At 74.6% G+C, this 19,224-nt stretch carries 20 protein-coding genes; 11 read left to right on the top strand and 9 right to left on the bottom strand.

All coding sequences use genetic code 11. The annotated features are described in order from the left end of the window. Positions 1-31: 31 nt before the first annotated feature. The 5 genes from DMB38_RS02050 to DMB38_RS02030 form a co-directional block, all read right to left on the bottom strand. A complete protein-coding gene (locus DMB38_RS02050; RefSeq protein WP_125933687.1) occupies positions 32-730 on the bottom strand; it encodes an HAD family hydrolase in 699 nt (232 codons plus the stop codon). Beyond that, positions 727-1,416, bottom strand: coding sequence for a phosphatase PAP2 family protein (locus DMB38_RS02045; protein WP_125933686.1), 690 nt, complete (start codon positions 1,414-1,416; stop codon positions 727-729). Before DMB38_RS02045 ends, DMB38_RS02050 begins: the two co-directional genes overlap by 4 nt. A 10-nt stretch (positions 1,417-1,426) precedes the next feature. After that, positions 1,427-2,368 carry a M56 family metallopeptidase gene (locus tag DMB38_RS02040; protein ID WP_125933685.1) on the bottom strand — a complete coding sequence of 314 codons (942 nt, stop codon included), beginning with the start codon at positions 2,366-2,368 and terminating at the stop codon, positions 1,427-1,429. A gap of 72 nt (positions 2,369-2,440) precedes the next feature. Next, a complete protein-coding gene (locus DMB38_RS02035) occupies positions 2,441-3,007 on the bottom strand; it encodes a DUF5134 domain-containing protein (protein WP_125933684.1) in 567 nt (188 codons plus the stop codon). 168 nt (positions 3,008-3,175) lie between these two features. Next, positions 3,176-3,859, bottom strand: coding sequence for a glycerophosphodiester phosphodiesterase family protein (locus DMB38_RS02030; RefSeq protein WP_125933683.1), 684 nt, complete (start codon positions 3,857-3,859; stop codon positions 3,176-3,178). Between the two features lie 324 nt (positions 3,860-4,183). Here DMB38_RS02030 and DMB38_RS02025 point away from each other — a divergent pair, with 324 nt between their 5' ends. From DMB38_RS02025 to DMB38_RS02005, 5 genes are all read left to right on the top strand, one after another. After that, on the top strand, positions 4,184-5,593 hold the full coding sequence (locus tag DMB38_RS02025) for a DUF6421 family protein (protein WP_125933682.1): 1,410 nt from the start codon (positions 4,184-4,186) through the stop codon (positions 5,591-5,593). A gap of 41 nt (positions 5,594-5,634) precedes the next feature. Further along, positions 5,635-6,420 carry an SDR family NAD(P)-dependent oxidoreductase gene (locus DMB38_RS02020; protein WP_164715912.1) on the top strand — a complete coding sequence of 262 codons (786 nt, stop codon included), beginning with the start codon at positions 5,635-5,637 and terminating at the stop codon, positions 6,418-6,420. Further along, complete coding sequence (locus DMB38_RS02015) at positions 6,417-7,517, top strand: low specificity L-threonine aldolase (protein WP_125933680.1); 1,101 nt, start codon at positions 6,417-6,419, stop codon at positions 7,515-7,517. The genes DMB38_RS02020 and DMB38_RS02015 overlap by 4 nt, the downstream gene beginning before the upstream one ends. Positions 7,518-7,544: 27 nt before the next feature. Next, on the top strand, positions 7,545-8,120 hold the full coding sequence (locus tag DMB38_RS02010; RefSeq protein ID WP_125933679.1) for a transglutaminase family protein: 576 nt from the start codon (positions 7,545-7,547) through the stop codon (positions 8,118-8,120). A gap of 182 nt (positions 8,121-8,302) precedes the next feature. Beyond that, positions 8,303-8,971 carry a phenylalanine--tRNA ligase beta subunit-related protein gene (locus tag DMB38_RS02005; RefSeq protein ID WP_125933678.1) on the top strand — a complete coding sequence of 223 codons (669 nt, stop codon included), beginning with the start codon at positions 8,303-8,305 and terminating at the stop codon, positions 8,969-8,971. 92 nt (positions 8,972-9,063) lie between these two features. On the opposite strand, the gene DMB38_RS02000 is transcribed toward DMB38_RS02005, so the two are convergent. Next, the gene (locus DMB38_RS02000; protein WP_125933677.1) at positions 9,064-9,801 is read right to left on the bottom strand and encodes a lysophospholipid acyltransferase family protein; all 738 of its coding nucleotides are present in this window, start codon (positions 9,799-9,801) and stop codon (positions 9,064-9,066) included. A 174-nt stretch (positions 9,802-9,975) separates the two neighbouring features. On the opposite strand from DMB38_RS02000, the gene DMB38_RS01995 reads away from it, so the two are divergent. The 4 genes from DMB38_RS01995 (at position 9,976) to DMB38_RS01980 (ending at position 13,415) form a co-directional block, all read left to right on the top strand. Beyond that, the gene (locus tag DMB38_RS01995; protein ID WP_125933676.1) at positions 9,976-10,398 is read left to right on the top strand and encodes a thioredoxin family protein; all 423 of its coding nucleotides are present in this window, start codon (positions 9,976-9,978) and stop codon (positions 10,396-10,398) included. Between the two features lie 137 nt (positions 10,399-10,535). Further along, the gene (locus DMB38_RS01990) at positions 10,536-11,321 is read left to right on the top strand and encodes an electron transfer flavoprotein subunit beta/FixA family protein (RefSeq protein WP_047014509.1); all 786 of its coding nucleotides are present in this window, start codon (positions 10,536-10,538) and stop codon (positions 11,319-11,321) included. A gap of 60 nt (positions 11,322-11,381) precedes the next feature. Continuing rightward, complete coding sequence (locus DMB38_RS01985) at positions 11,382-12,344, top strand: electron transfer flavoprotein subunit alpha/FixB family protein (RefSeq protein WP_125933675.1); 963 nt, start codon at positions 11,382-11,384, stop codon at positions 12,342-12,344. Positions 12,345-12,506: 162 nt separating this feature from the next. Further along, entirely contained in the window at positions 12,507-13,415 is a 909-nt protein-coding gene (locus DMB38_RS01980; protein WP_125933674.1) for a hypothetical protein, read from the top strand. A 27-nt stretch (positions 13,416-13,442) separates the two neighbouring features. On the opposite strand, the gene DMB38_RS01975 is transcribed toward DMB38_RS01980, so the two are convergent. Further along, positions 13,443-13,895, bottom strand: coding sequence for a helix-turn-helix domain-containing protein (locus DMB38_RS01975; RefSeq protein WP_047014506.1), 453 nt, complete (start codon positions 13,893-13,895; stop codon positions 13,443-13,445). 92 nt (positions 13,896-13,987) lie between these two features. Here DMB38_RS01975 and DMB38_RS01970 point away from each other — a divergent pair, with 92 nt between their 5' ends. Both DMB38_RS01970 and DMB38_RS01965 read left to right on the top strand, forming a co-directional pair. Beyond that, entirely contained in the window at positions 13,988-15,226 is a 1,239-nt protein-coding gene (locus DMB38_RS01970) for an MFS transporter (RefSeq protein WP_206337618.1), read from the top strand. A 74-nt stretch (positions 15,227-15,300) separates the two neighbouring features. Beyond that, complete coding sequence (locus DMB38_RS01965) at positions 15,301-16,626, top strand: aldolase/citrate lyase family protein (protein ID WP_125933673.1); 1,326 nt, start codon at positions 15,301-15,303, stop codon at positions 16,624-16,626. Between the two features lie 192 nt (positions 16,627-16,818). On the opposite strand, the gene DMB38_RS01960 is transcribed toward DMB38_RS01965, so the two are convergent. Beyond that, positions 16,819-18,012 carry a fumarylacetoacetate hydrolase family protein gene (locus tag DMB38_RS01960; protein WP_125933672.1) on the bottom strand — a complete coding sequence of 398 codons (1,194 nt, stop codon included), beginning with the start codon at positions 18,010-18,012 and terminating at the stop codon, positions 16,819-16,821. Positions 18,013-18,215: 203 nt separating this feature from the next. Next, positions 18,216-19,202: a LacI family DNA-binding transcriptional regulator gene (locus DMB38_RS01955; RefSeq protein ID WP_164716177.1), complete on the bottom strand. Its 987-nt coding sequence runs from the start codon at positions 19,200-19,202 to the stop codon at positions 18,216-18,218. Between the last annotated feature and the right edge of the window lie 22 nt (positions 19,203-19,224).

Here is a 19,224-nt window from a genome sequence, read left to right as displayed (position 1 = left end):
ACCCCCGCGCGGGCGGCGGCCGTATGCGCCCTCAGCCGGCGAGCCCCAGCACCGGCCTCAGTCCGTCCGGGCGTTCGGCGGCGGGCAGGTGGTCCACCGGGAAGTAGCCGCACCCCAGTGCCGTGGCGCCGCCGTCGGCGCGGCGGTCGTCGCCGACCATCAGCACGTCCTCCGGCGCCCGCCCGACCGCCTCGCACGCCACCCGGAACAGCCGTGCGTCCGGCTTCTGCACCCCGTGCTCGTAGGAGAGCGTGTACGCGTCCACGTACGCGTCGAGTCCGTGCGCGCGGAACACCGGCCGCAGGTCCCAGCCGATGTTGCTCACCACTCCCACCCGCACCCGGCGCTCCCGCAGCCCGCGCAGCACGGCCGCCGCGTCGGGGTACGGGTCCCACGCCGCCGGCGCCATGTGCCGCTCGTACAGCGCCTCGTAGATCCCTTCGGGCCACGGCAGCGGGACCAGCCGGGCCAGGCCCGTGTACGCGGCCCGGTGCCGCTCAGCGCTCCGGTCCCGGGTCCGCCACAGCTCCGCCAGCGACTCCGGTACGCGCTCGGGGAAACTGCCGCCCGGCAGCGCCCCCGCCCGCTCCAGCGCGGCCGCGTACCGCGCGACCGCGGCGTCGTCGGCGGTCACCCCCGAGGCGTCGAGCGTCGCGCGCAGCCAGCGCGCCGGGGGCTCGATGCGGAAGAGCGTCCCGGAGAAGTCGAAGAGCACGGCCTTCGGGCTCATCCGCGCACCTCCGACCGCTCGGCGCGCGGGGACCGTTCCACCGCGCCGTACGCCACCGCCGCGATCGCCGCGATGGCCGCGCCCATCAGGGCGCCGCCGATCACGTCGCTCATCCAGTGCACCCCGAGCCACACCCGGGTGAAGCACACGCCCGCCACCGACACGGCCGCCGCCGTCCACGCGGCGTACCGCAGGCCGGCCGGCACGCCGGGCACGCGGCTCAGCACCCACAGCAGCAGGCCGCTGACGAGCGCGACGGTCATCGCGTGTCCCGAGGGGAAGGCGGCGTGCGAGGCGGAGTCCACCGGGTGGGCCCACGCCGGCCGGTCCCGGCCGACCCCCGCCTTCAGGGCGTACTGCAGCACCCAGCCCACCGCGACCGCGCCGGCCAGCCACAGCGGCAGCAGCCGCGCGCCGCGCCACAGCAGCCAGAAGATCACGGCCAGCATCAGCAGCCGCATGGTCGCGGGGTCCCAGACCCAGTCGGTCATGATCCGGTTCGCCTTCGTCCAGCCGGAGTGGGTCAGGGCGGCGGAGTGCAGGCGGTCGGCGGCGCTGCGGTCGGCGTCCATCAGCGGCTGCCAGGTGGCGGCCACCAGCACCGTGAGCAGGACGCTCAGCAGCGTGAGGACGGCGGCGGTGAGGCGCAGGACGGGGGAGGTGTGGCGAGGCACGGCGGCTGTCACGCCGCCGACCCTACGCGAGCGCGCTGAGGCCGGGGCCGAAAGCGACCAGCAGTGGTACGGCGGGCGCCGCCAGCGCGGCGACGGTCAGCCGCAGCCGGCGGGCCGGGGTGAACCGCGGTGCCGCCGCGAGCAGCCGGTCGACGCGCTGCGGGAGATGGGCGTGGTGGCCGTGGCCGGGCCCGGGGCCGAACACGCCGCGTTCCTCGTTCAGTTCGACCAGCGCGGTGGCGAACGTCATCCGCCCGAAGCGGCGCGAGGCGACGTCGTCGGCGGCCAGCTCGCAGAGCCGGTGCACCTCATCGCGGAAGGCCCGGAAGACCGGGAAGCTCGGGACGCCCGCGAGCGCGCCCGCGCAGTGCTGGAGCCAGTGGTGGCGGGCCCGGCTGTGCCCCTGCTCGTGCGCGAGCACCGCGTCGAGCTGGCGCTTCTTCAGCCGGCGCAGCGCGGCCGTGGTGATGATGAGCTGGGCGGCCTGCCCGCCGGGCAGCCACCAGGCGTCCGGGCGCTCGCCCTCCAGCACCACCAGCCGCTCGGCGCCGGTGTCCTCGCCGGGCAGCAGCGGCGCCCGGCGGCGCAGTTCCTCGCGGCGCCGGCGGCGCTGCACCCGTGCGGTACGGACCTCGCGTACGAACATCACGGCCGTCCACAGCCCGCCCGCCGCCAGCCCCACGGCGAGCACCGCGGCCCAGGTGGCGCCGGTGGCGTCGCCGTACGCGTCCCGCACCGCTGCGGGCGCCGGGGCGAAGACCCCGCTGTGCACCTGCGCCCAGGCCACGGCGGCGCTCAGCGACATGGCCAGTCCGCAGCAGAGCAGCACGGCGGCCACGACGCACTGCCACACCCAGAGCGCGAGCACCGGCTCGCGATCCGCCCACGCGGCGCGGGTCAGCAGCCGGGGCGCGACCGCGGCGACGAGGACGGCGAAGGCGAGCAGCGTGAGCGGGATCACCATGTGATCAGCGTACGGAGCCGGGGCGCCGGCCGGTACGTGTGTGCCCGTGAAGTGACGGACGACACCGGGGAGTCAGAGGGCGAGGAGCATCGCGACCATGCCCGCCCCCATGCAGACCCGGCACGCACCGGCCAGCTCGGGCCGCCCGGCCCACCCCCCGCCGGCCCCGGCCCCGGCCGGGACCGGCCCCCGCGGACCCCCTGCTCCCGCGGCGACCGGCCTCAGCCCCCCGTACAGCACATACAGCACGTAGTACGCCAGCAGTCCGGCGGTGACGGCCGGCAGCCCGGCGGCGGCGCCGTGCCCGCCGTGGTCCGCCGCGCCCATGGCCACCGCCATGTACACCATCGCCAGCGCGCCGATCGCGTGGTGCAGGTGGTGCCCCGCGGCACGCAGCGGCAGCACGGCCCGTACGAACGCGGCCCCGAAGACCGTCGCGAAGGCACCCGCCGTCCAGGCCGCGGGCCCCGGCAGCCCCGCGGGCAGCGCCATCGCCGCCATCCCCAGACCCATGAGCGCGTCCCCCGCGGCGCCACGCCGCTCCTCGGCGGCGACGGCCCGCATCCGTAGCAGACACAGCCCGGCGACGCCCGCGCACAGCGCGGTCAGCAGCAGGCCGGCGAGCGGCGGTCCGTGCACCCGGGCCCCCTCGGACGACGACGGCGGCGGCCCCGCGGCACGACTGCGGGGGGCCGGGGGTGCCGGCCCGGGGCCGCAGGGCGCTTTGACGGAAGGCTGCCCTCGCGACCGCGCCCGCACGCGAGCGCACAGGCGCAAGGGGCGGGCGCAGGGGGAGCGCGCCGCGGCTCAGGCCGTGAAGCGCACCGAGTGCTTCATCCCGGGGAAGTCCGTCACGACGCCCTGCAGCCGCAGGCCGCGGGCGAGCTTCAGCTCCTCGGGGGTGTTGACCGTCCAGGCGATGACCTGCAGCCCGGCGTCGTGCGCGCGGTCGGCCAGCTCCAGCGTGAGCCGGCGGATGTTCAGCGACAGCATGACCGCGCCGACCTCGCGGGCGCGGTCGACCACCCCGACCCCGTAGTGGCTGGCGACCAGCACCCGCGGCACGTCGGGCAGGAGCTGCCGCATCTCGGCCAGCGCCTCGTCGTGGAACGAGAGCACCTCGACGCGGCCGACGAGGTCGTGCGCGGTCATCGCGCCGGCGAGGGCCTTCGCCGCGGCGACGTCCTTGATCTCGACCTGGAGCCGGCCCTTCACCGCCTCGACCACCTCGTCGAAGGTCGGTACGCGCTCGCCCTGGCCGGCGTCCAGCTCGCGCAGTTCGGCGAGCGTGAAGTCGGCGATGGGGCCCTCGCCGTCCGTCGTGCGGTCCACGTCGGGGTCGTGCATGACGACCAGGTGGCCGTCCTTGCTCAGGTGCACGTCGAGCTCGATGGCGTCCATGCCCTCGCGATCCGCGCGGACGAAGGAGCGGATCGTGTTCTCCGGCTCGACGCCCATCAACCCGCGGTGACCGATGGTCAGAAATGACACTGCGCTCTCGCCCTCCGTCGGCGGTCCGTCACAGACTGGCGCAAAGCCTAGGCCAATTCGGGGAGATCGACACCGGTCGTGCGGGGGTCGGCACGGCGGGTCGTGGGCGGGGTCGCCCGGTCGTGGGCGGGCCGCCCCGAGCTGCCGCTCCGGTACCCATAAGGCATGGGGGACGGGAAGGGCCAGGGGTTAAACCTCTGTTCGCCGGAAGATTTACGTTCCGTGCCCGTGGTCTGCGCAAGGTTTCCCGGGGGCCCGCTTGAGGGAGGTCCTGGTGCCGGGATACGGTGGGGAAACAGGAAGTTCTTGACGTAGGAGTGGTCCATGACGGAAATTCTTGCTTCTGCAACCGCGGAAGGTGATGTTCTGTCCGCCGCGGGCGGACCGCGCGTAGTCGAGCACCCCGCCTGGGCGCGGCTCAAGGCGGCCGTCGAGGAGATCCGCCCCTGGCAGGCCAAGGACGGTTCGATCGACTTCGAGGCCGAGGGCGCCCCGGCGCGTCCCGCCGTCGAGGACGCGGTCGAGCGCGCCGCCGCCGCGGTACGGGAGCTGTCCCCGCTGGTGCCGCACGACGCCGCGTACCACGACGCCGTCGTCGCCGACCTGCGCCGCTGGGCCGCCGGCGGGTTCGGCGTACCCGACTTCCTGGACTCGGTGCTCGCCTTCCACCCCGCGGAGCACCGCGCCGACGGGCTGCAGCACCTCGTGGTCTTCCCCATGTACACCCAGAACGGCAACCCGGACCGCAACATCGAGGCCGTCGTCATCCGCGTCGTCTGGCCCGGCTGGCTCGCCGAGCTGGAGCGCACCCGCTACGACAACCCCATGTTCCTCGGCATCACCTTCGAGGACTTCACCGCCGGGTACGACACGAACTCCGCCGTGCTCTTCCCCGAGACCATCGCCATGCGCGAGGTCCCCCCGCGCTTCACCTGGGGCGCCATCTTCTGCGACCGCGAGGCGGCCCGCTTCCGCCGCGTCAGCGCCGCCGCCGTCGAGGCCACGGGGCTGGAGCTGCCCGAGGAGGCCCGCGGCCTCCTCACCGACCAGGACCGCGCGCAGCAGACGTTCGTGCTCTGGGACATGGTCCACGACCGCACGCACAGCCACGGCGACCTGCCGTTCGACCCCTTCATGATCAAGCAGCGGCAGCCGTTCTGGATGTACGGCATAGAGGAGCTGCGCTGCGACCTCACCGCCTTCCACGAGGCCGGCAAGCTCGCCGCCGACGGCTTCCCGCAGGGCCGCGACGTGCAGTACACGGTGCTCATGGACCGGCTGTTCCGCTTCCCCGTCACCGGCGAGCGCAACCGCAACTACGACGGCCTCGGCGGTCAGCTCCTCTTCGCGTACCTGCACAAGCACGACGCGCTGCGCTGGACCGACAACCGGCTGTCCGTCGACTGGGACCTGGCCCGCGAGGTCACGGGACGGCTGCGCAACGAGATCGAGACGCTGTACCGCGAGGGCATCGACCGCCCGAAGCTGGTCCACTGGTTCAAGGCGTACGACCTGGTGTCCACCTACCTGGCCCCGCACCCCGGCTCCACCTGGGCCAAGGGTCCCGACGCCCTCGACCTGACGAAGCCGCCGCGGAAACTCGTGGACGACGTGCTGCCCGACGAGTTTCCCCTCAGCATGTTCTATGAGGCCCTTGCCAAGAAGCTGCGCAAGGTGATCGAGTCGACGCGGGGCATCACGGCCGAGACCGCGGAACTGGCGGACGCCGCGTGACGGACCCCGCGGTCGGCAGGGCAGCGGAGGAGGAGATCGTCATGAGCCCCGGGGCAAACGGCAGGAACGGAAAGAGCGGCCCGCTGAAGGGCGCCGTCGTGGCCGTGGCGGGAGCGGGCGGGCCCGCGGGCAGGGCGGCGCTCTGCCGGCTCGCCAGGGCCGGCGCCGTCCTCGTCGGCTGCGACGCGGACGCCGAGCGGCTGGCCGAGTCCGTCAACGCGGCACGGGCCGCAGGCGGCGACTCGGCGCAGATCACCGGCGACACCATCGACCTGCTCGACCTGCACGCCGCCCACGCGTGGGCCGAGCGCCTCGAGAAGGACTACGGCCGCGTCGACGGCCTGGTCCACCTCGTCGGCGGCTGGCGCGGCTCGCGCTCCTTCGCCACCACCGACCTCGCCGACTGGACCGTCCTGCACGACCTGCTCCTGCGCACCGTGCAGCACACGTCACTCGCCTTCGACGAGCCGCTGCGCCGCAGCGACCGCGGCCGCTACGTCCTCGTCAGCGCCGCCGGCGCCAGCCAGCCCACCGCGGGCAACGCCGCGTACGCCGCCGCCAAGGCCGGCGCCGAGGCGTGGACGCTGGCCATGGCCGACGGCTTCCGCAAGGCCGGGGAGGCCGAAGGGCTGGACGGGCCCGCCGGGGCGGCCGTCATCCTGGTGGTCAAGGCGCTGGTGAACGACGCGATGCGGAAAGCCAAGCCGAACGCCAAGTTCGCCGGCTTCACCGACGTGGACGACCTTGCCGACAGCATCGCGGAGGTCTGGGACCGGCCCGCGCAAGAACTGAACGGGACCCGCCTGTGGCTCACCGCCCAGCCATGACCACGACGACCACGGGAGCCGCGGGACAGGCTCCGCGCACCGACGCCAAGCGCCGCCACGACCCGGCGGCGCGCGGCTTCGCCAGCGACAACTACGCCGGCGCGCACCCGGAGATCCTCGCCGCGCTCGCCCTCGCCAACGGCGGCCACCAGGTCAGCTACGGCGAGGACGACTACACCGCCCACCTGCAGCACGTCTTCCGCGGCCACTTCGGCATGGACGCCGACGTCTACCCGGTCTTCAACGGCACCGGCGCCAACGTCGTCGCGCTCCAGGCCGTCACCGACCGCTGGGGCGCGGTGATCTGCGCGGACACCGCGCACATCCACGTCGACGAGTGCGGCGCCCCCGAGCGCGTCGGCGGGCTGAAGCTGCTCACCGTACCGACGCCGGACGGCAAGCTCACCCCCGAGCTGATCGACCGCGAGGCGCGCGGCTGGGACGACGAGCACCGCGCCATGCCGCAGGTCGTCTCGATCACCCAGGCCACCGAGTACGGGACGGTCTACACCCCCGACGAGATCCGCGCCGTCTGCGACCACGCGCACCGCCGCGGCATGCGCGTCCACCTGGACGGCGCCCGGATAGCCAACGCGGCGGCGAGCCTGGACGTGCCGATGCGCGCGTTCACCAACGTCGCCGGCGTCGACATCCTCTCCTTCGGCGGCACGAAGAACGGCATGCTCCTCGGCGAGGCCGTCGTCGTGCTCGACCCCGGCGCCGTACGCGCGATGAAGCACCTGCGCAAGCTCTCGATGCAGCTCGCGTCCAAGATGCGCTTCGTCTCCGCCCAGTTCGAGGCCCTGCTCGCCAAGGACCTGTGGCTGCGCAACGCCCGCCACGCCAACGCGATGGCCGCCCGCCTCGCCGACGGCGTCCGCGGCATCGACGGCGTCGAGGTGCTGCACCCCGTGCAGGCCAACGGCGTCTTCGCCCGGCTGCCGCACGACGTGTCGCTGGCGCTGCAGAAGGACTTCCGCTTCTACTTCTGGGACGAGGCGGACGGCGTGGTGCGCTGGATGTGCTCCTTCGACACCACGGAGGAGGACGTCGACACCTTCGTCGCCGCGATCGCGGAGGAAATGCGGAGGACGTAACCGCCGCATGCCTATACGCTCCCCTGCATGGAACTCCAGCAGGAGCGGCCCGACCTGTCCGCGTACCTCGCCGCCGACGCGGTCGTCGACCACGAACACCCGCTCGTGGCCGGGACCGCGTACCGGCTGCGCGAGGTCGCGGAGGCGCCGGAGGCGTACGCCAAGGGGGCCTACGAGTTCATACGGGACACGATCCCGCACTCCAACGACGCCGGGGACCTCCGCGTCACCTGCCGCGCCTCGGACGTGCTGAAGGCCCGTACCGGGATCTGCTACGCCAAGGCCCACGCCCTCGTCGCCCTGCTGCGCGCCCAGGGCATACCGGCCGGCTTCTGCTACCAGCACCTCGGCGTGCTGCACGGCCTGGTCGCGCTCCGGCTGCCCGGACGCGACTGGATCCGCCAGGACCCCCGCGGCAACAAGCCGGGCGTGGACGCGCAGTTCCGCCTCGACCGCGAGCAACTGGCCTTCGTCCCCGACCCGTCCGCGGGCGAGCGCGATGACCCGCTGGTCCGCGCGACGCCCCATCCGGCTACGCTCGAAGCGCTCCGCGCGGCCACGGACCGCCGCCACCTGGACCGCATCCTCCCCACCGCCCTGTGACCCCGCGCCATCAATCTGCAAACCCCCACACAACCCCTCACACCCGCCCAAGGGTAGGCCGCCCCACTGACAAAGCCGCCGCCCGCCGCGCCCCCGCGGGCCCGCCTCCCGTACCGTGCGTACGCCCCGGCACCACCGCGGCCCACCGACCCCCAGCCCGCGCCGACCCGCAGAAGGACCGCATGACCCTCCGCACCCACGTCGCCGACGACGTACGCGCCCTCGCCCCCGGTTTCGCCCACGTCGCCGTCGTCGCCCGCGGCCTCGTCGGCGGCCCCAGCGACGCCGCCGGCGCCGCGCTCCTCGACGACGCCGCCCGCCAACTCGCCGCACGCCTCGGCGGCACCCCGCCGCAGCAGGACCCGCACATGCAGGCGTGGCGGGCCGCGTACGCCGCCTTCGGCGCCAAGCCGTCCAAGTTCCGCAACTCCGCCGAGGCGCTCGCCCGCCGCGCCCTCGGCGACGCCGGCCTGCCGCGCATCAACCGGCTGGTGGACATCTACAACGCCGTCAGCGTCGCCCATCTCGTCCCCGTCGGCGGCGAGGACACCGACCACATCGACGGCGACATGCACCTCATCCGCGCCACCGGCGAGGAGCGCTTCGACGAGGAGCACCCCGACCCCGGCGAGGTCGTCTGGCGCGACGGCACGGGCGTCACCTGCCGCCGCTGGAACTGGCGCCAGGGCGTGCGCACCCGGCTCACCGAGGACTCCACGAACGCGCTCTTCCTGCTGGAGCGGCAGGAGCCGATGACGTACGGTGAGCTGACCGCCGCGGCGGAGGAGCTGGCCGAGGCGCTGCAGAAGAGTTCGCCCGGCGCCGAGATCGAGATCCGCGACCCGGCCTGAGGCCCGCCGCCACCCTGAACCTCACCCTCGACCTGACGTCGGGATCGAGGGTGAGGGTACGGCAGGCCGGGGCCGGGTCGAGGCCCCGCCGCTCAGACCCCCGGCACCGGCGCGCTGCCGCCCAGGTGCGCCGGCTGCCACCAGTCGTCCCCCGGCTCCCGCGGGCGGTCCGGGTACGCGTGCTGCGCCGCCTCCAGCAGCTCCTGGATCCGGCCCTTGAGCCGCTCCGTCAGCTTCTCCGCGTCCTCGTGCGCCCCCTCGGCAGGCGCGTCCGCCACCCCGTCCCCGGTCGGCACCGGCGCGCCCAGGCGCAGCGTGATCGGCAGGTGGTTCCGCCCGAAGTCGCGCGACCGGCCCTTGGTCCAGATCCGCTGCGTCCCCCACACCGCCATCGGCAGCAGCGGCACTCCCGCCTGCTGCGCCAGCCGCGCGGCGCCCGACTTGAACGACTTCAGCGTGAACGACTGCGAGATCGTCGCCTCGGGGAAGACGCCGACGACCTCGCCGGAGCGCAGCGCCCGTAGCGCGTGTGCGAACGCCTGCCCGCCCTGCGCTCGGTCGACCGGGATGTGCTTCATCGCGCGCAGCAGCGGTCCCGAGACGCGGTGGCGGAAGACCGACTCCTTGGTCATGAAGCGCACGAAGCGCTTCGCGGGCCGGGCCGCGTAGCCGCAGAAGACGAAGTCCAGGTAACTGATGTGGTTGCTCACCAGGACGGCGCCGCCGCGGCGCGGCACGTGCTCCTGGCCCTTCAGGTCGATCCGCAGGTCCATCGCCTTGAAGGCGGTCTTGCAGATGCCGACGACGGGCGGGTAGACGAGGTCTGCCATGCCGGGCTGGTCCCTTCTCCGGCCCGGAGGGTCAGGAGCTCCCGGCGGAAGTTACGCGTGCGTAGGTGCGTACACCCCGATCGTGCACGACGTGTGCGCCCCGCGCCAGACCCACCCCTTCGGCGTGACGGGATCTTGTCATTGACCCCGCGGCGGTGCTGCATGCTGGAATGCATGGCGGACGGCACGACGGAACGGGCGGCGGCGGAACGGGCAGGCGCCGAGCAGCCGGTGGAGCGGCTGACGGCGGCGGACCTCGACGTGCGGGAGCTGGGGGAGCGGGCCACGCTCGTGCAGTTCTCCAGCGCCTTCTGCCGCCCCTGCGCGGCCACGCGGCGCATCCTCGCGGACGTGGCGGGAATGGTCGCGGGCGTGGCGTACGCGGACGTGGACGCCGAGAGCCATCTCGGGCTCGTCCGCAGGCTGGAGGTGACGCGGACGCCGACGGTGCTCGTGCTGGACGCGGACGGCCGGGTGGTGCGCCGCGCGGCGGGCCTGCCGCGCAAGGCCGACGTCATCGCCGCGCTGGGTGCGGCGATCACGGGGGAGCAGGGGCGGGCGGAACGGGTAGGAAATGTCACAGCCGGGCGACCTTGAGCGAAGGGCGCCCGCACGGGTTTACTGGCGAGTAATAAACTGGACGGCGACCACCGGATCCGCCCGGTGGCAGCCGTCGATGGCGCCTATGCTGCCAGCACGGCAGTGTCTCGATACGAAGCGGTAGGAGAGCCGGCGTGAGCTTGAGGATCGTTGTCTGTGTGAAGTACGTGCCCGACGCCACCGGCGACCGGCACTTCTCCGATGACCTGACCACCGACCGCGAGGCCGTCGACGGCCTGCTGTCGGAGCTGGACGAGTACGCGGTCGAACAGGCCCTGCAGATCTCCGAGGCAGCCGACGACGCGGAGATCACGGTGCTGACCGTGGGCCCCGAGGACGCGCGCGACGCGCTGCGCAAGGGCCTGTCCATGGGCGCCGACAAGGCCGTGCACGTCGAGGACGACGAGCTGCACGGCACCGACGTCATGGGCACCTCGCTCGTTCTGGCCAAGGCCGTCGAGCACGTCGGCTACGACCTCGTCGTCTGCGGCATGGCCTCCACCGACGGCACCATGGGCGTGCTGCCCGCGATCCTCGCCGAGCGCCTGGGCGTGCCCCAGGTGACCCAGCTCTCCGCCGTCGCCGTCGCCGACGGCAAGGTGACCGGCCGCCGCGACGGCGACGCCGCGAGCGAGCAGTTGGAGGCGGCGCTGCCGGCCGTCGTGTCCGTGACCGACCAGTCGGGCGAGGCCCGTTACCCGTCGTTCAAGGGCATCATGGCGGCGAAGAAGAAGCCGGTGGAGACCCTGGACCTGGACGATCTGGGCATCGACGCCGGGGACGTCGGCCTGGCGGGCGCCTGGACGAAGGTCGAGGACGCCACGAAGCGCCCGGAGCGTACCGCCGGCACGGTCGTCAAGGACGAGGGCGAGGGCGGCAAGCAGCTCGCCGAGTTCCTCGCGGGCCAGAAGTTCATCTGAGTCCCCGCACCCCCTTCGCCGTTCCGCCTTCCGCCCTCGTATCGCAGGAGAACGAGATCCATGACTGAAGTCCTCGTCTACGTCGACCACGTCGACGGCGCCGTGCGCAAGCCGACGCTCGAGCTGCTGACCCTCGCCCGCCGCATCGGCGACCCGGTCGCCGTCCACCTGGGCCCCGGCGTCGACGCCGCGGCGCCCGTGCTCGCCGAGCACGGCGCGGTGCGCGTGCTGACGGCCGACGCCGCCGAGTTCGCCGACTACCTCGTCGTACCGAAGGTCGACGCGCTGAAGGCCGCGTACGACGCGGTGCAGCCGGCCGCCGTGCTGCTGCCGTCGTCGGTGGAGTGCAAGGAGATCGGCGCCCGGCTCGCGGTGCGGATCGGCTCCGGCATCATCACCGACGCCGTGGACGTCGAGGCCGGTGACGACAGCCCGGTCACCACGCAGGCCGTGTTCGCCGCGGCGTTCACCACCCGCTCACGCGTCTCGCGCGGCACCCCCGTCATCACCGTCAAGCCCAACTCCGCCGCGCCCGAGACCGCCCCCGTCGAGAGCGCCGTGGAGCAGTTGACGTTCGGCTTCGGCGAGTCCGCGGCCGGCACGAAGGTGGTGGGCCGGACCCCGCGCGAGTCGACGGGCCGTCCCGACCTGACCGAGGCGGCGATCGTCGTCTCCGGCGGCCGCGGCGTCAACGGCGCGGAGAACTTCCGCATCATCGAGGAGCTGGCCGACTCCCTCGGCGCGGCCGTCGGCGCCTCCCGGGCGGCGGTGGACGCGGGCTGGTACCCGCACTCGCACCAGGTCGGCCAGACCGGCAAGACCGTCTCGCCGCAGCTCTACATCGCGGCCGGCATCTCCGGCGCGATCCAGCACCGGGCCGGCATGCAGACGTCGAAGACGATCGTGGCCGTGAACAAGGACAACGAGGCGCCGATCTTCGACCTCGTGGACTACGGCGTCGTCGGCGACCTCTTCGCGGTCGTCCCGCAGCTCACCGAGGAGGTCAAGGCCCGCAAGGGCTGAGCGCGGCGGGCGCGGCGAGGCGCGCCCGCGGTGCTCACTGCCGTTCGGAAGGGCCCGCGGTCGGTGCCGCGGGCCCTTCCGCGTGCGCGGAGCCGTCGCGGACGGGAGGCACCGCGGTCGTGCCGTGGTGGGGGGTGTGCGGCGCGTGGGAGGATGCGGCGCATGAGCGGGAGCGGTGGCACGAGCCCGTACGCCTGGCTGCCGCGGGGTGCACGGGAGTGGAGCCCGCCGTACGGCGGGCTGCCGGGCACCTGGCCGCGGTTCACGGCGGCGTACGCCCTGCTGGTGCTGCTGCGGATCACCGGGGACGTGCCGGTGCCGTGGCTGCTCGGAGCGGCGGCCGTCGTGGGTGCGGCGAGCGTGGCGGGGTACTGGCTGCGGCGGCGCGGGTTCCGGCCGCGGGGCGGCGGTTGGGTGGTCGCCGGGCCGGGTGCGGCGTCGCTGGTGGTGCCGGGCGGTGCGGCGGGGGCGGCGGTGCGTACGACGGTCGCGGGCGGGGGCCGGGTCCTGGGCGGGGCGGAGGCGGCGGCCGCGCTGCGCGGGGCGGCGGCGCTGCTGCGCGCGGCGGACCGGGACGCGGGGCTGCTGACGGCGGTCGCGGCGGGGCCCGGGCGGGACGGCGGTGCGCTGTACGTCGTGTACGACGAGGCGTCCGCGTTCGTGCTCCGGGCCGGCGCCCCCGGCGCGTCCCGCGCGGACCGGCCGGGCGGGAAGCCGGACCGGGGCACGGGCGCCCGGCAGCGGGCGCTCCTCGCGGACCTGGCCGGGGAGTTGGGCGCGGAGGTGCCGCCGGGTGACGACCCGGGCGGCTCGGGTGGTGTGGACGGCGCGGGCGCCCCCGGTGACGTACCGGACGAGCTGACTCCGGCCGGGCGCGCCGCCGCGTCCCTGGCGGCGACGGCCGCCGCGGCCGCCGGAACCCCGCTGCCGGGCACGGATCCCGACGTACGCCCCCTGCCCTGGCCGCCGCACCGCACCGCCGCCGCGACGGCGGACGGCGCGCTGCGCCTGCTGACGTTCGCGGTGCCGGTCGCGCTCTGGCTCGCCTGGCTCGCGGGCGCCTGGTCCTGAGGTCCCGGGGACGGTCCCGCCCGCGGATCACCCGGTGGAGACCTTGCGTACCTCGGTCTCGCCGGGACCCAGCCGCCGCCCGTCCGCCGATAGCACCTCCAGCCCGCGCAGGCGCCGTCCCTCCCGCCGGTCGAGCAGCTCCGAATGCGGTTCGCCGGGCGCGAAGGCGTTCTCCTCGCCCCACTGCCGCAGCGCCACGATGACGGGGAAGAGCGCCTCGCCCTTCGGCGTCAGCACGTACTCGCGGTAGGCGCTGCCGTCCGAGGCGGGGACGGAGGCGAGGACGCCGCCGTCGACGAGGGTGCGCAGCCGCGCGGTGAGGATGTTCTTCGCCACCCCGAGGCTGCGCTGGAACTCCCCGAACCGCCTGCTGCCGTCGAAGGCGTCCCGCACGATGAGCAGCGACCACCAGTCGCCGATCGCGTCCACCGAGCGGGCGACGGGGCATTCGCTGTCGTCGAAGCGCGTCCTGGCCACCATGGCTGTCCCCTCTCGAAGTCGGTTGCAACATGCTACCAAGCCGGGCTACCGTCTCGCTGGTAGCAAGATGAAACCAGATCGAGGGAGTGCCTATGCCCGGCAGTGCCGACGCCGCGACCCGTCCTGTCGCGGCCCGCAGCGAGGAGAAACCCGCCCTGTCCCGGGGCGTCGTCATGCTCTTCGCCGTCGCCTGCGGTACCGCGGTGGCCAACGTCTACTTCTCCCAGCCGCTCCTGGTGGCCATGGGCGACGACCTCGCCATGAGCCCGGCGCTCGTCGGCGGCATCGTCACCCTCACGCACGTCGGATACGGGCTCGGGCTCTTCCTCCTCGTGCCGCTCGGCGACATGGCCGACCGCAGACGGCTCGTCGTGGCCCAACTCCTGCTCCTGGTGGTGGCCCTGACCGTGGTGGCGGCCGCGCCCACCGCGGCGGTGCTCCTCGCGGGGATGGCCGCGATGGGGCTGCTCGCGGTCGTCACGCAGACCCTGGTGGCCTTCGCCGCGTCGCTGGCCCCGCCCGCCGCGCGCGGCCGGGTCGTCGGGCTGGTCACCGGCGGCGTGGTCGTCGGCATCCTGCTCGCCCGTACCGTCTCCGGCGTCCTGGCCGATCTCGCGGGCTGGCGCTCCGTCTACCTCGCCTCCGCCTCGCTCACCGCCCTGCTCGCCCTGGTCCTGCACCGCGTGCTGCCGCGGCACGGCGGCACCCCGCCGGCGACCCTGCGCTACGGGCAACTCCTGCGCTCCACCGTCACCTTGTTCGTACGGGAACCGCTGCTGCGGCTCCGCGCGCTCTTCGGGCTCCTGGTCTTCGCCGCGTTCAGCACCCTGTGGAGCAGCGTCGCGCTGCCGCTCAGCGAGGAGCCGTACTCCCTGTCGCACAGCGCCATCGGGATGCTGGGCCTGATCGGCGTCGTCGGCGCCCTGGCCGCGTCCGCGGCGGGCCGCCTGAACGACCGCGGGCTCTCCGGGCGGACCACGGGCGCCGCCCTGGCGCTGCTCGCCGTCTCGTGGCTGCCGCTGGCCTTCACGGGCAGCTCGCTGTGGGCGCTGGTCGCGGGGGTGATCCTGCTCGACCTCGCCGTGCAGGCGGTCCACGTCACCAACCAGACCCTGATCTACGCGCTCCGCCCCGACGCCGGCAGCCGCCTCATCGGCGGCTACATGGTCTTCTACTCGGTCGGCAGCGCCACCGGCGCCATCGCCGCGACCTCGCTCTACGCGGCGGCCGGATGGGGCGCCGTCTGCGCGCTGGGCGCCGGGTTCAGCGGGCTGGGGTTCGTGCTGTGGGTGGCGACCCGGCGCGGCGTGGCGGCGGCTCGCGGGGGGTGAGCGCTGTCCGTTGACGGTTCGCGGACGCCCGGATACGTTCGCCTTCAACGTTTTGTTGAACACCGGGAGGGTGCATGGTGGCGCAGGACGACCCGGCCGCGACGTCGATCGGCGCCCCCGTACGGGCCCGGATCGCCGCCGCCCTCGCCCCCGTCGACGCCGAACTCGCCCGCCGGTACCCCGGCGACCCCGGCACCCGCCAGCCCGTGCACACCGTCTACGTCCCCGCCGACGCCTTCGGCGCCCGTACCGTACGGGAGTGGGGCCGCCAGGCCCTCGACACCCTCGACGCGCACGCGCCGGACGCCGGCGTGCTGGCCGCCGCGCTCGGGCTGCCGGCGGGGGCGGCGGCCGAGGTCTACGACCGGGTGCGCGCCAAGCTCGCGCGCGAGCCGGTCGAGGACCTGCGCGTCGACTTCGAGGACGGCTACGGGCCGCGCCCCGACGACGAGGAGGACGCCGCGGCGGTGGCCGCCGCCCGGCTCATCGCGGAGGCCGCCGCCGGCGGCGGGGCCCCGCCGTACGCCGGCATCCGCGCCAAGTGCCTGGAGGCCGCCGTCCGCGACCGCGGCATCCGCACGCTCGACCTCTTCCTCACCGCGCTGCTGCGGGCGGGCGGCGGCGCGCTGCCGGACGGGCTGGTGCTGACGCTGCCGAAGGTCACGTACCCGGAGCAGGTGAGCGCGATGGCGGCGCTGCTGGGGGAGTTCGAGCGGGTGCACGGGCTCGCGGCGGGGCGGCTCGGCTTCGAGATCCAGATCGAGACGACGCAGGCGATCCTCGGCGCGGACGGCCGCGCCACGGTCGCGCGGATGATCGACGCGGCGGGCGGGCGGGCGACGGGGCTGCACTACGGCACGTTCGACTACAGCGCGGCGTGCGGGGTGAGCGCGGCGCACCAGTCGATGGACCACCCGGTGGCGGACCACGCGAAGGCCGTGATGCAGGCGGCCGCGGCGGGCACGGGCGTGCGGCTCTCCGACGGCTCGACGAACGTGCTGCCGGTGGGCGGCACGGCGCAGGTGCACGCGGCCTGGCGGCTGCACTACGGCCTGGTGCGGCGGTCGTTGGCGCGCGCGTACTACCAGGGCTGGGACATGCACCCGGGCCACCTGCCGACGCGGTACGCGGCGGTGTACGCGTTCTACCGCGAGGGCCTGGACGCGGCGTGCGCCAGGCTGACCGCGTACGCGGGGCGTCTGGGCGGGGCGGGGGACGGTGGCGGGGCCGGTGCGGGTGCGGGTGCGGTACTGGACGAGCCCGCGACGGCGCGGGCGCTGAGCGGCTTCCTCCTGCGGGGCCTGGACTGCGGGGCGGTGGACGAGGCGGAGGTCGCGGACCGAACGGGCCTGGGGCGTACGGAACTCGACGCGCTGGCGGGCCGTCCGCCGCGGGGGTGAGGGCGGGGCGCGGCCGGGGGCGGGTGCCTGGCCGGCCGGCCCGCCGTGGGCGAGGCGTGCGTGTCAGCGGGGCGGCCTACCCTGGGGCGGGCGTGCGGGGAGACGGGGAAATGCCGGATGCCGGGGCGCCGTCGGGGGACATCCTGAGGCGTCAGGGCGTTTCACGGCGGCCAGGCGTATCCGCGTACGGCGTCAAGGCGTCGCCGTCCCCAGCAGGCCGCGGTGGGCGAGGTTGGCGTACAGGGCGCGGATGCCCGCCTCCCACGGGGGTGCCTGCTCGCTCGTGGTGACGGTGTTGCGGAGGGCGCCGAGAAGAGGCGTCGATATCTCCACCAGGTCGCCCTCGCGGTGGGTGAAGCCGCTGCCCGGGGCGCCGCGGTCGGCGGTGGGCGCGAAGAGCGTGCCGGTGAACAGCACGACGCCGTCCGGGTATTGATGGCGGCGGTTCACGGCCTGGGCGACCAGGGTCTCCAGTGGGCGGCTGATGCGCGCCATGTCGGACGAGTCGCGCAGGACGAAGCCGTCCTCACCCCGCACCGACAGGGCGATCGTCGCGTCGCGTACGGAGTCGACGGTGAAGGCGTCGTCGGTGAGGCGGACGAACGGGCCGAGGGCGGTGGAGGCGTTGTTGTCCTTCGCCTGGGGCAGCAGCAGGGCGCTGCGGCCCTCGACGTCGCGGAGGTTCACGTCGTTGCCGAGGGTGACGCCCGCGATGCGGCCGTCGGAGGTGACGACGAGGACCAACTCGGGCTCGGGGTTGTTCCATTGGGAGACCTCGGCCACGCCGATCCGCGCCCCGTACCCCACCGCCGACAGCACCGGGCCCTTGGTGAAGATCTCCGCGTCCGGCCCGAGCCCCACCTCCAGGTACTGCGACCACAGCCCCTGCTCCCGCAGCCACGCCAGCAGCTCGACGGCCTCCGGGCTGCCGGCCCGTACCGTCTCCAGCCGGGTACCGAGGCGCGCGCCGATGCGCGCCCGGATCTCGTCCGCCGCGGCGGCGACACCGCCCGCGCGCTCCTCGATGACCCGCTCCATCATGCTGTCCGCGAACGTCACCCCGGCCGCCTTGAGCACCTGCAGATCCACCGGCGCCAGCAGCCGCGCCCGGCCCGCGTCCCCGGCGGCGGTGGCCGCCAGCACCTCGCCCAGCGGCCAGTTCCGCCCACCGGCCGCCCCGCGGACGCGTGCGGCGGCGTCGGGGTGCTCCAGCAGATCCGAGACGGTCGGCCCGAGATCGGTGACGTCGACGAGAAGGCCGCCGCGCACGGTGACCAGACTCGGGCCGCCGTCGGCGGGGTCGAGCAGGCGGCCGACCAGCAGGGCGGCGTCCGCGTCGGCGGGCAGGACGGTGGCGGGGGCGGAGGAGATCTCACGGGAGGCCATGGGGGTTCCGGCCTTTCTGTGCGCGTGGCGGCGGTGCTCGTACGGACTTCGCATGATGATCGGAACACACCCGCAGGGGAAGGGGGAGCCCCCTCGTCACCACTTCCTCCGGGTCACCATGCCGAGGCTCGGCCCGTATCCGAAACGGCGCCTCCGCCGCGGCGAAGCCCGCGAAAGCGGGCCCGGGGCACCGCACCCGAGCGTCAGAGCACCGGCGGCTGTTCGCCCGAGCCGCGGGTGATCAGGCGGGTCGGCAGGACCAGCCGGTCCGGGTCGCCCACCGCGCCGTCCAGGCGCTGGAAGAGCCGGGCCGCCGCGCGGCGGCCCAGTTCCGCCGGGTCCTGGGCGACGACGGTGATCCCGGGGGAGAGCAGGTCGGCCAACTCGAAGTCGTCGAAGCCGACCAGCGCCGCCGTCCGGCCGCCGGCCGTCAGCGTCCGCACGGCCGTGACGGTGACCCGGTTGTTGCCCGTGAAGAGGGCCGTCACCGGCTCGGGCCCCGAGGTCATCCGTACGCACTCCGCAGCCACCCGCGCCGGCTCCGTGCTGCCCGGCGACGTCCACCCCGCGGCGACCGGCAGCCCGGCGTCCGCCATCGCCGCCCGGTAGCCGCGCAGCCGTTCGGCGGCGGTGTGGATGCCCGGGTGGTCGCCGATGAAGCCGATCCGGCGGTGCCCGTGGCCGACGAGGTGCTCGACCGCCCTGCGGGCGCCGCCGTAGTTGTCGGACAGCACGGTGTCGGCGCTGATCCGCCCCGGCGGCCGGTCGACGAAGACGGCGGCCACGCCCGCGGCCAGCTCCGGCTCCAGATAGCGGTGGTCGGTGCTCGCCGGCACGACCACCAGACCGTCCACGCGCCGCGCGCAGAGCGCGAGCACCAGTTCCTCCTCGCGCGCGGGGTCCTCGCCGCTGGAGCCGTGGATGAGCAGCGAGCCGTGCGCGCGGGCGACCTCCTCGACGGCCCCGCTGAGGGGCGCGTAGAACGGGTCGGCCAGGTCCTCCAGGACCAGCCCGACGGTGGCGGTGCGGCCCTTGCGCAGGATGCGGGCGCTGTCATTGCGGCGGAAGCCGAGCGCGTCGATGGCCTCCCGTACCCGCCGCTCGGTCTCCTGGGTGACGCCGGGCTCGCCGTTCACCACCCGCGAGACGGTCTTGAGGCCGACACCCGCGCGGGCGGCGACGTCCTTCATCGTCGGACGGCTGCCGTAGCGC

This window comes from Streptomyces sp. WAC 06738 (assembly GCF_003945505.1).
Classification (GTDB): Bacteria; Actinomycetota; Actinomycetes; order Streptomycetales; family Streptomycetaceae; genus Streptomyces.
Note: the sequence above shows the minus strand (reverse complement) of the source record. Positions and strands in the feature narration are given on the sequence as shown.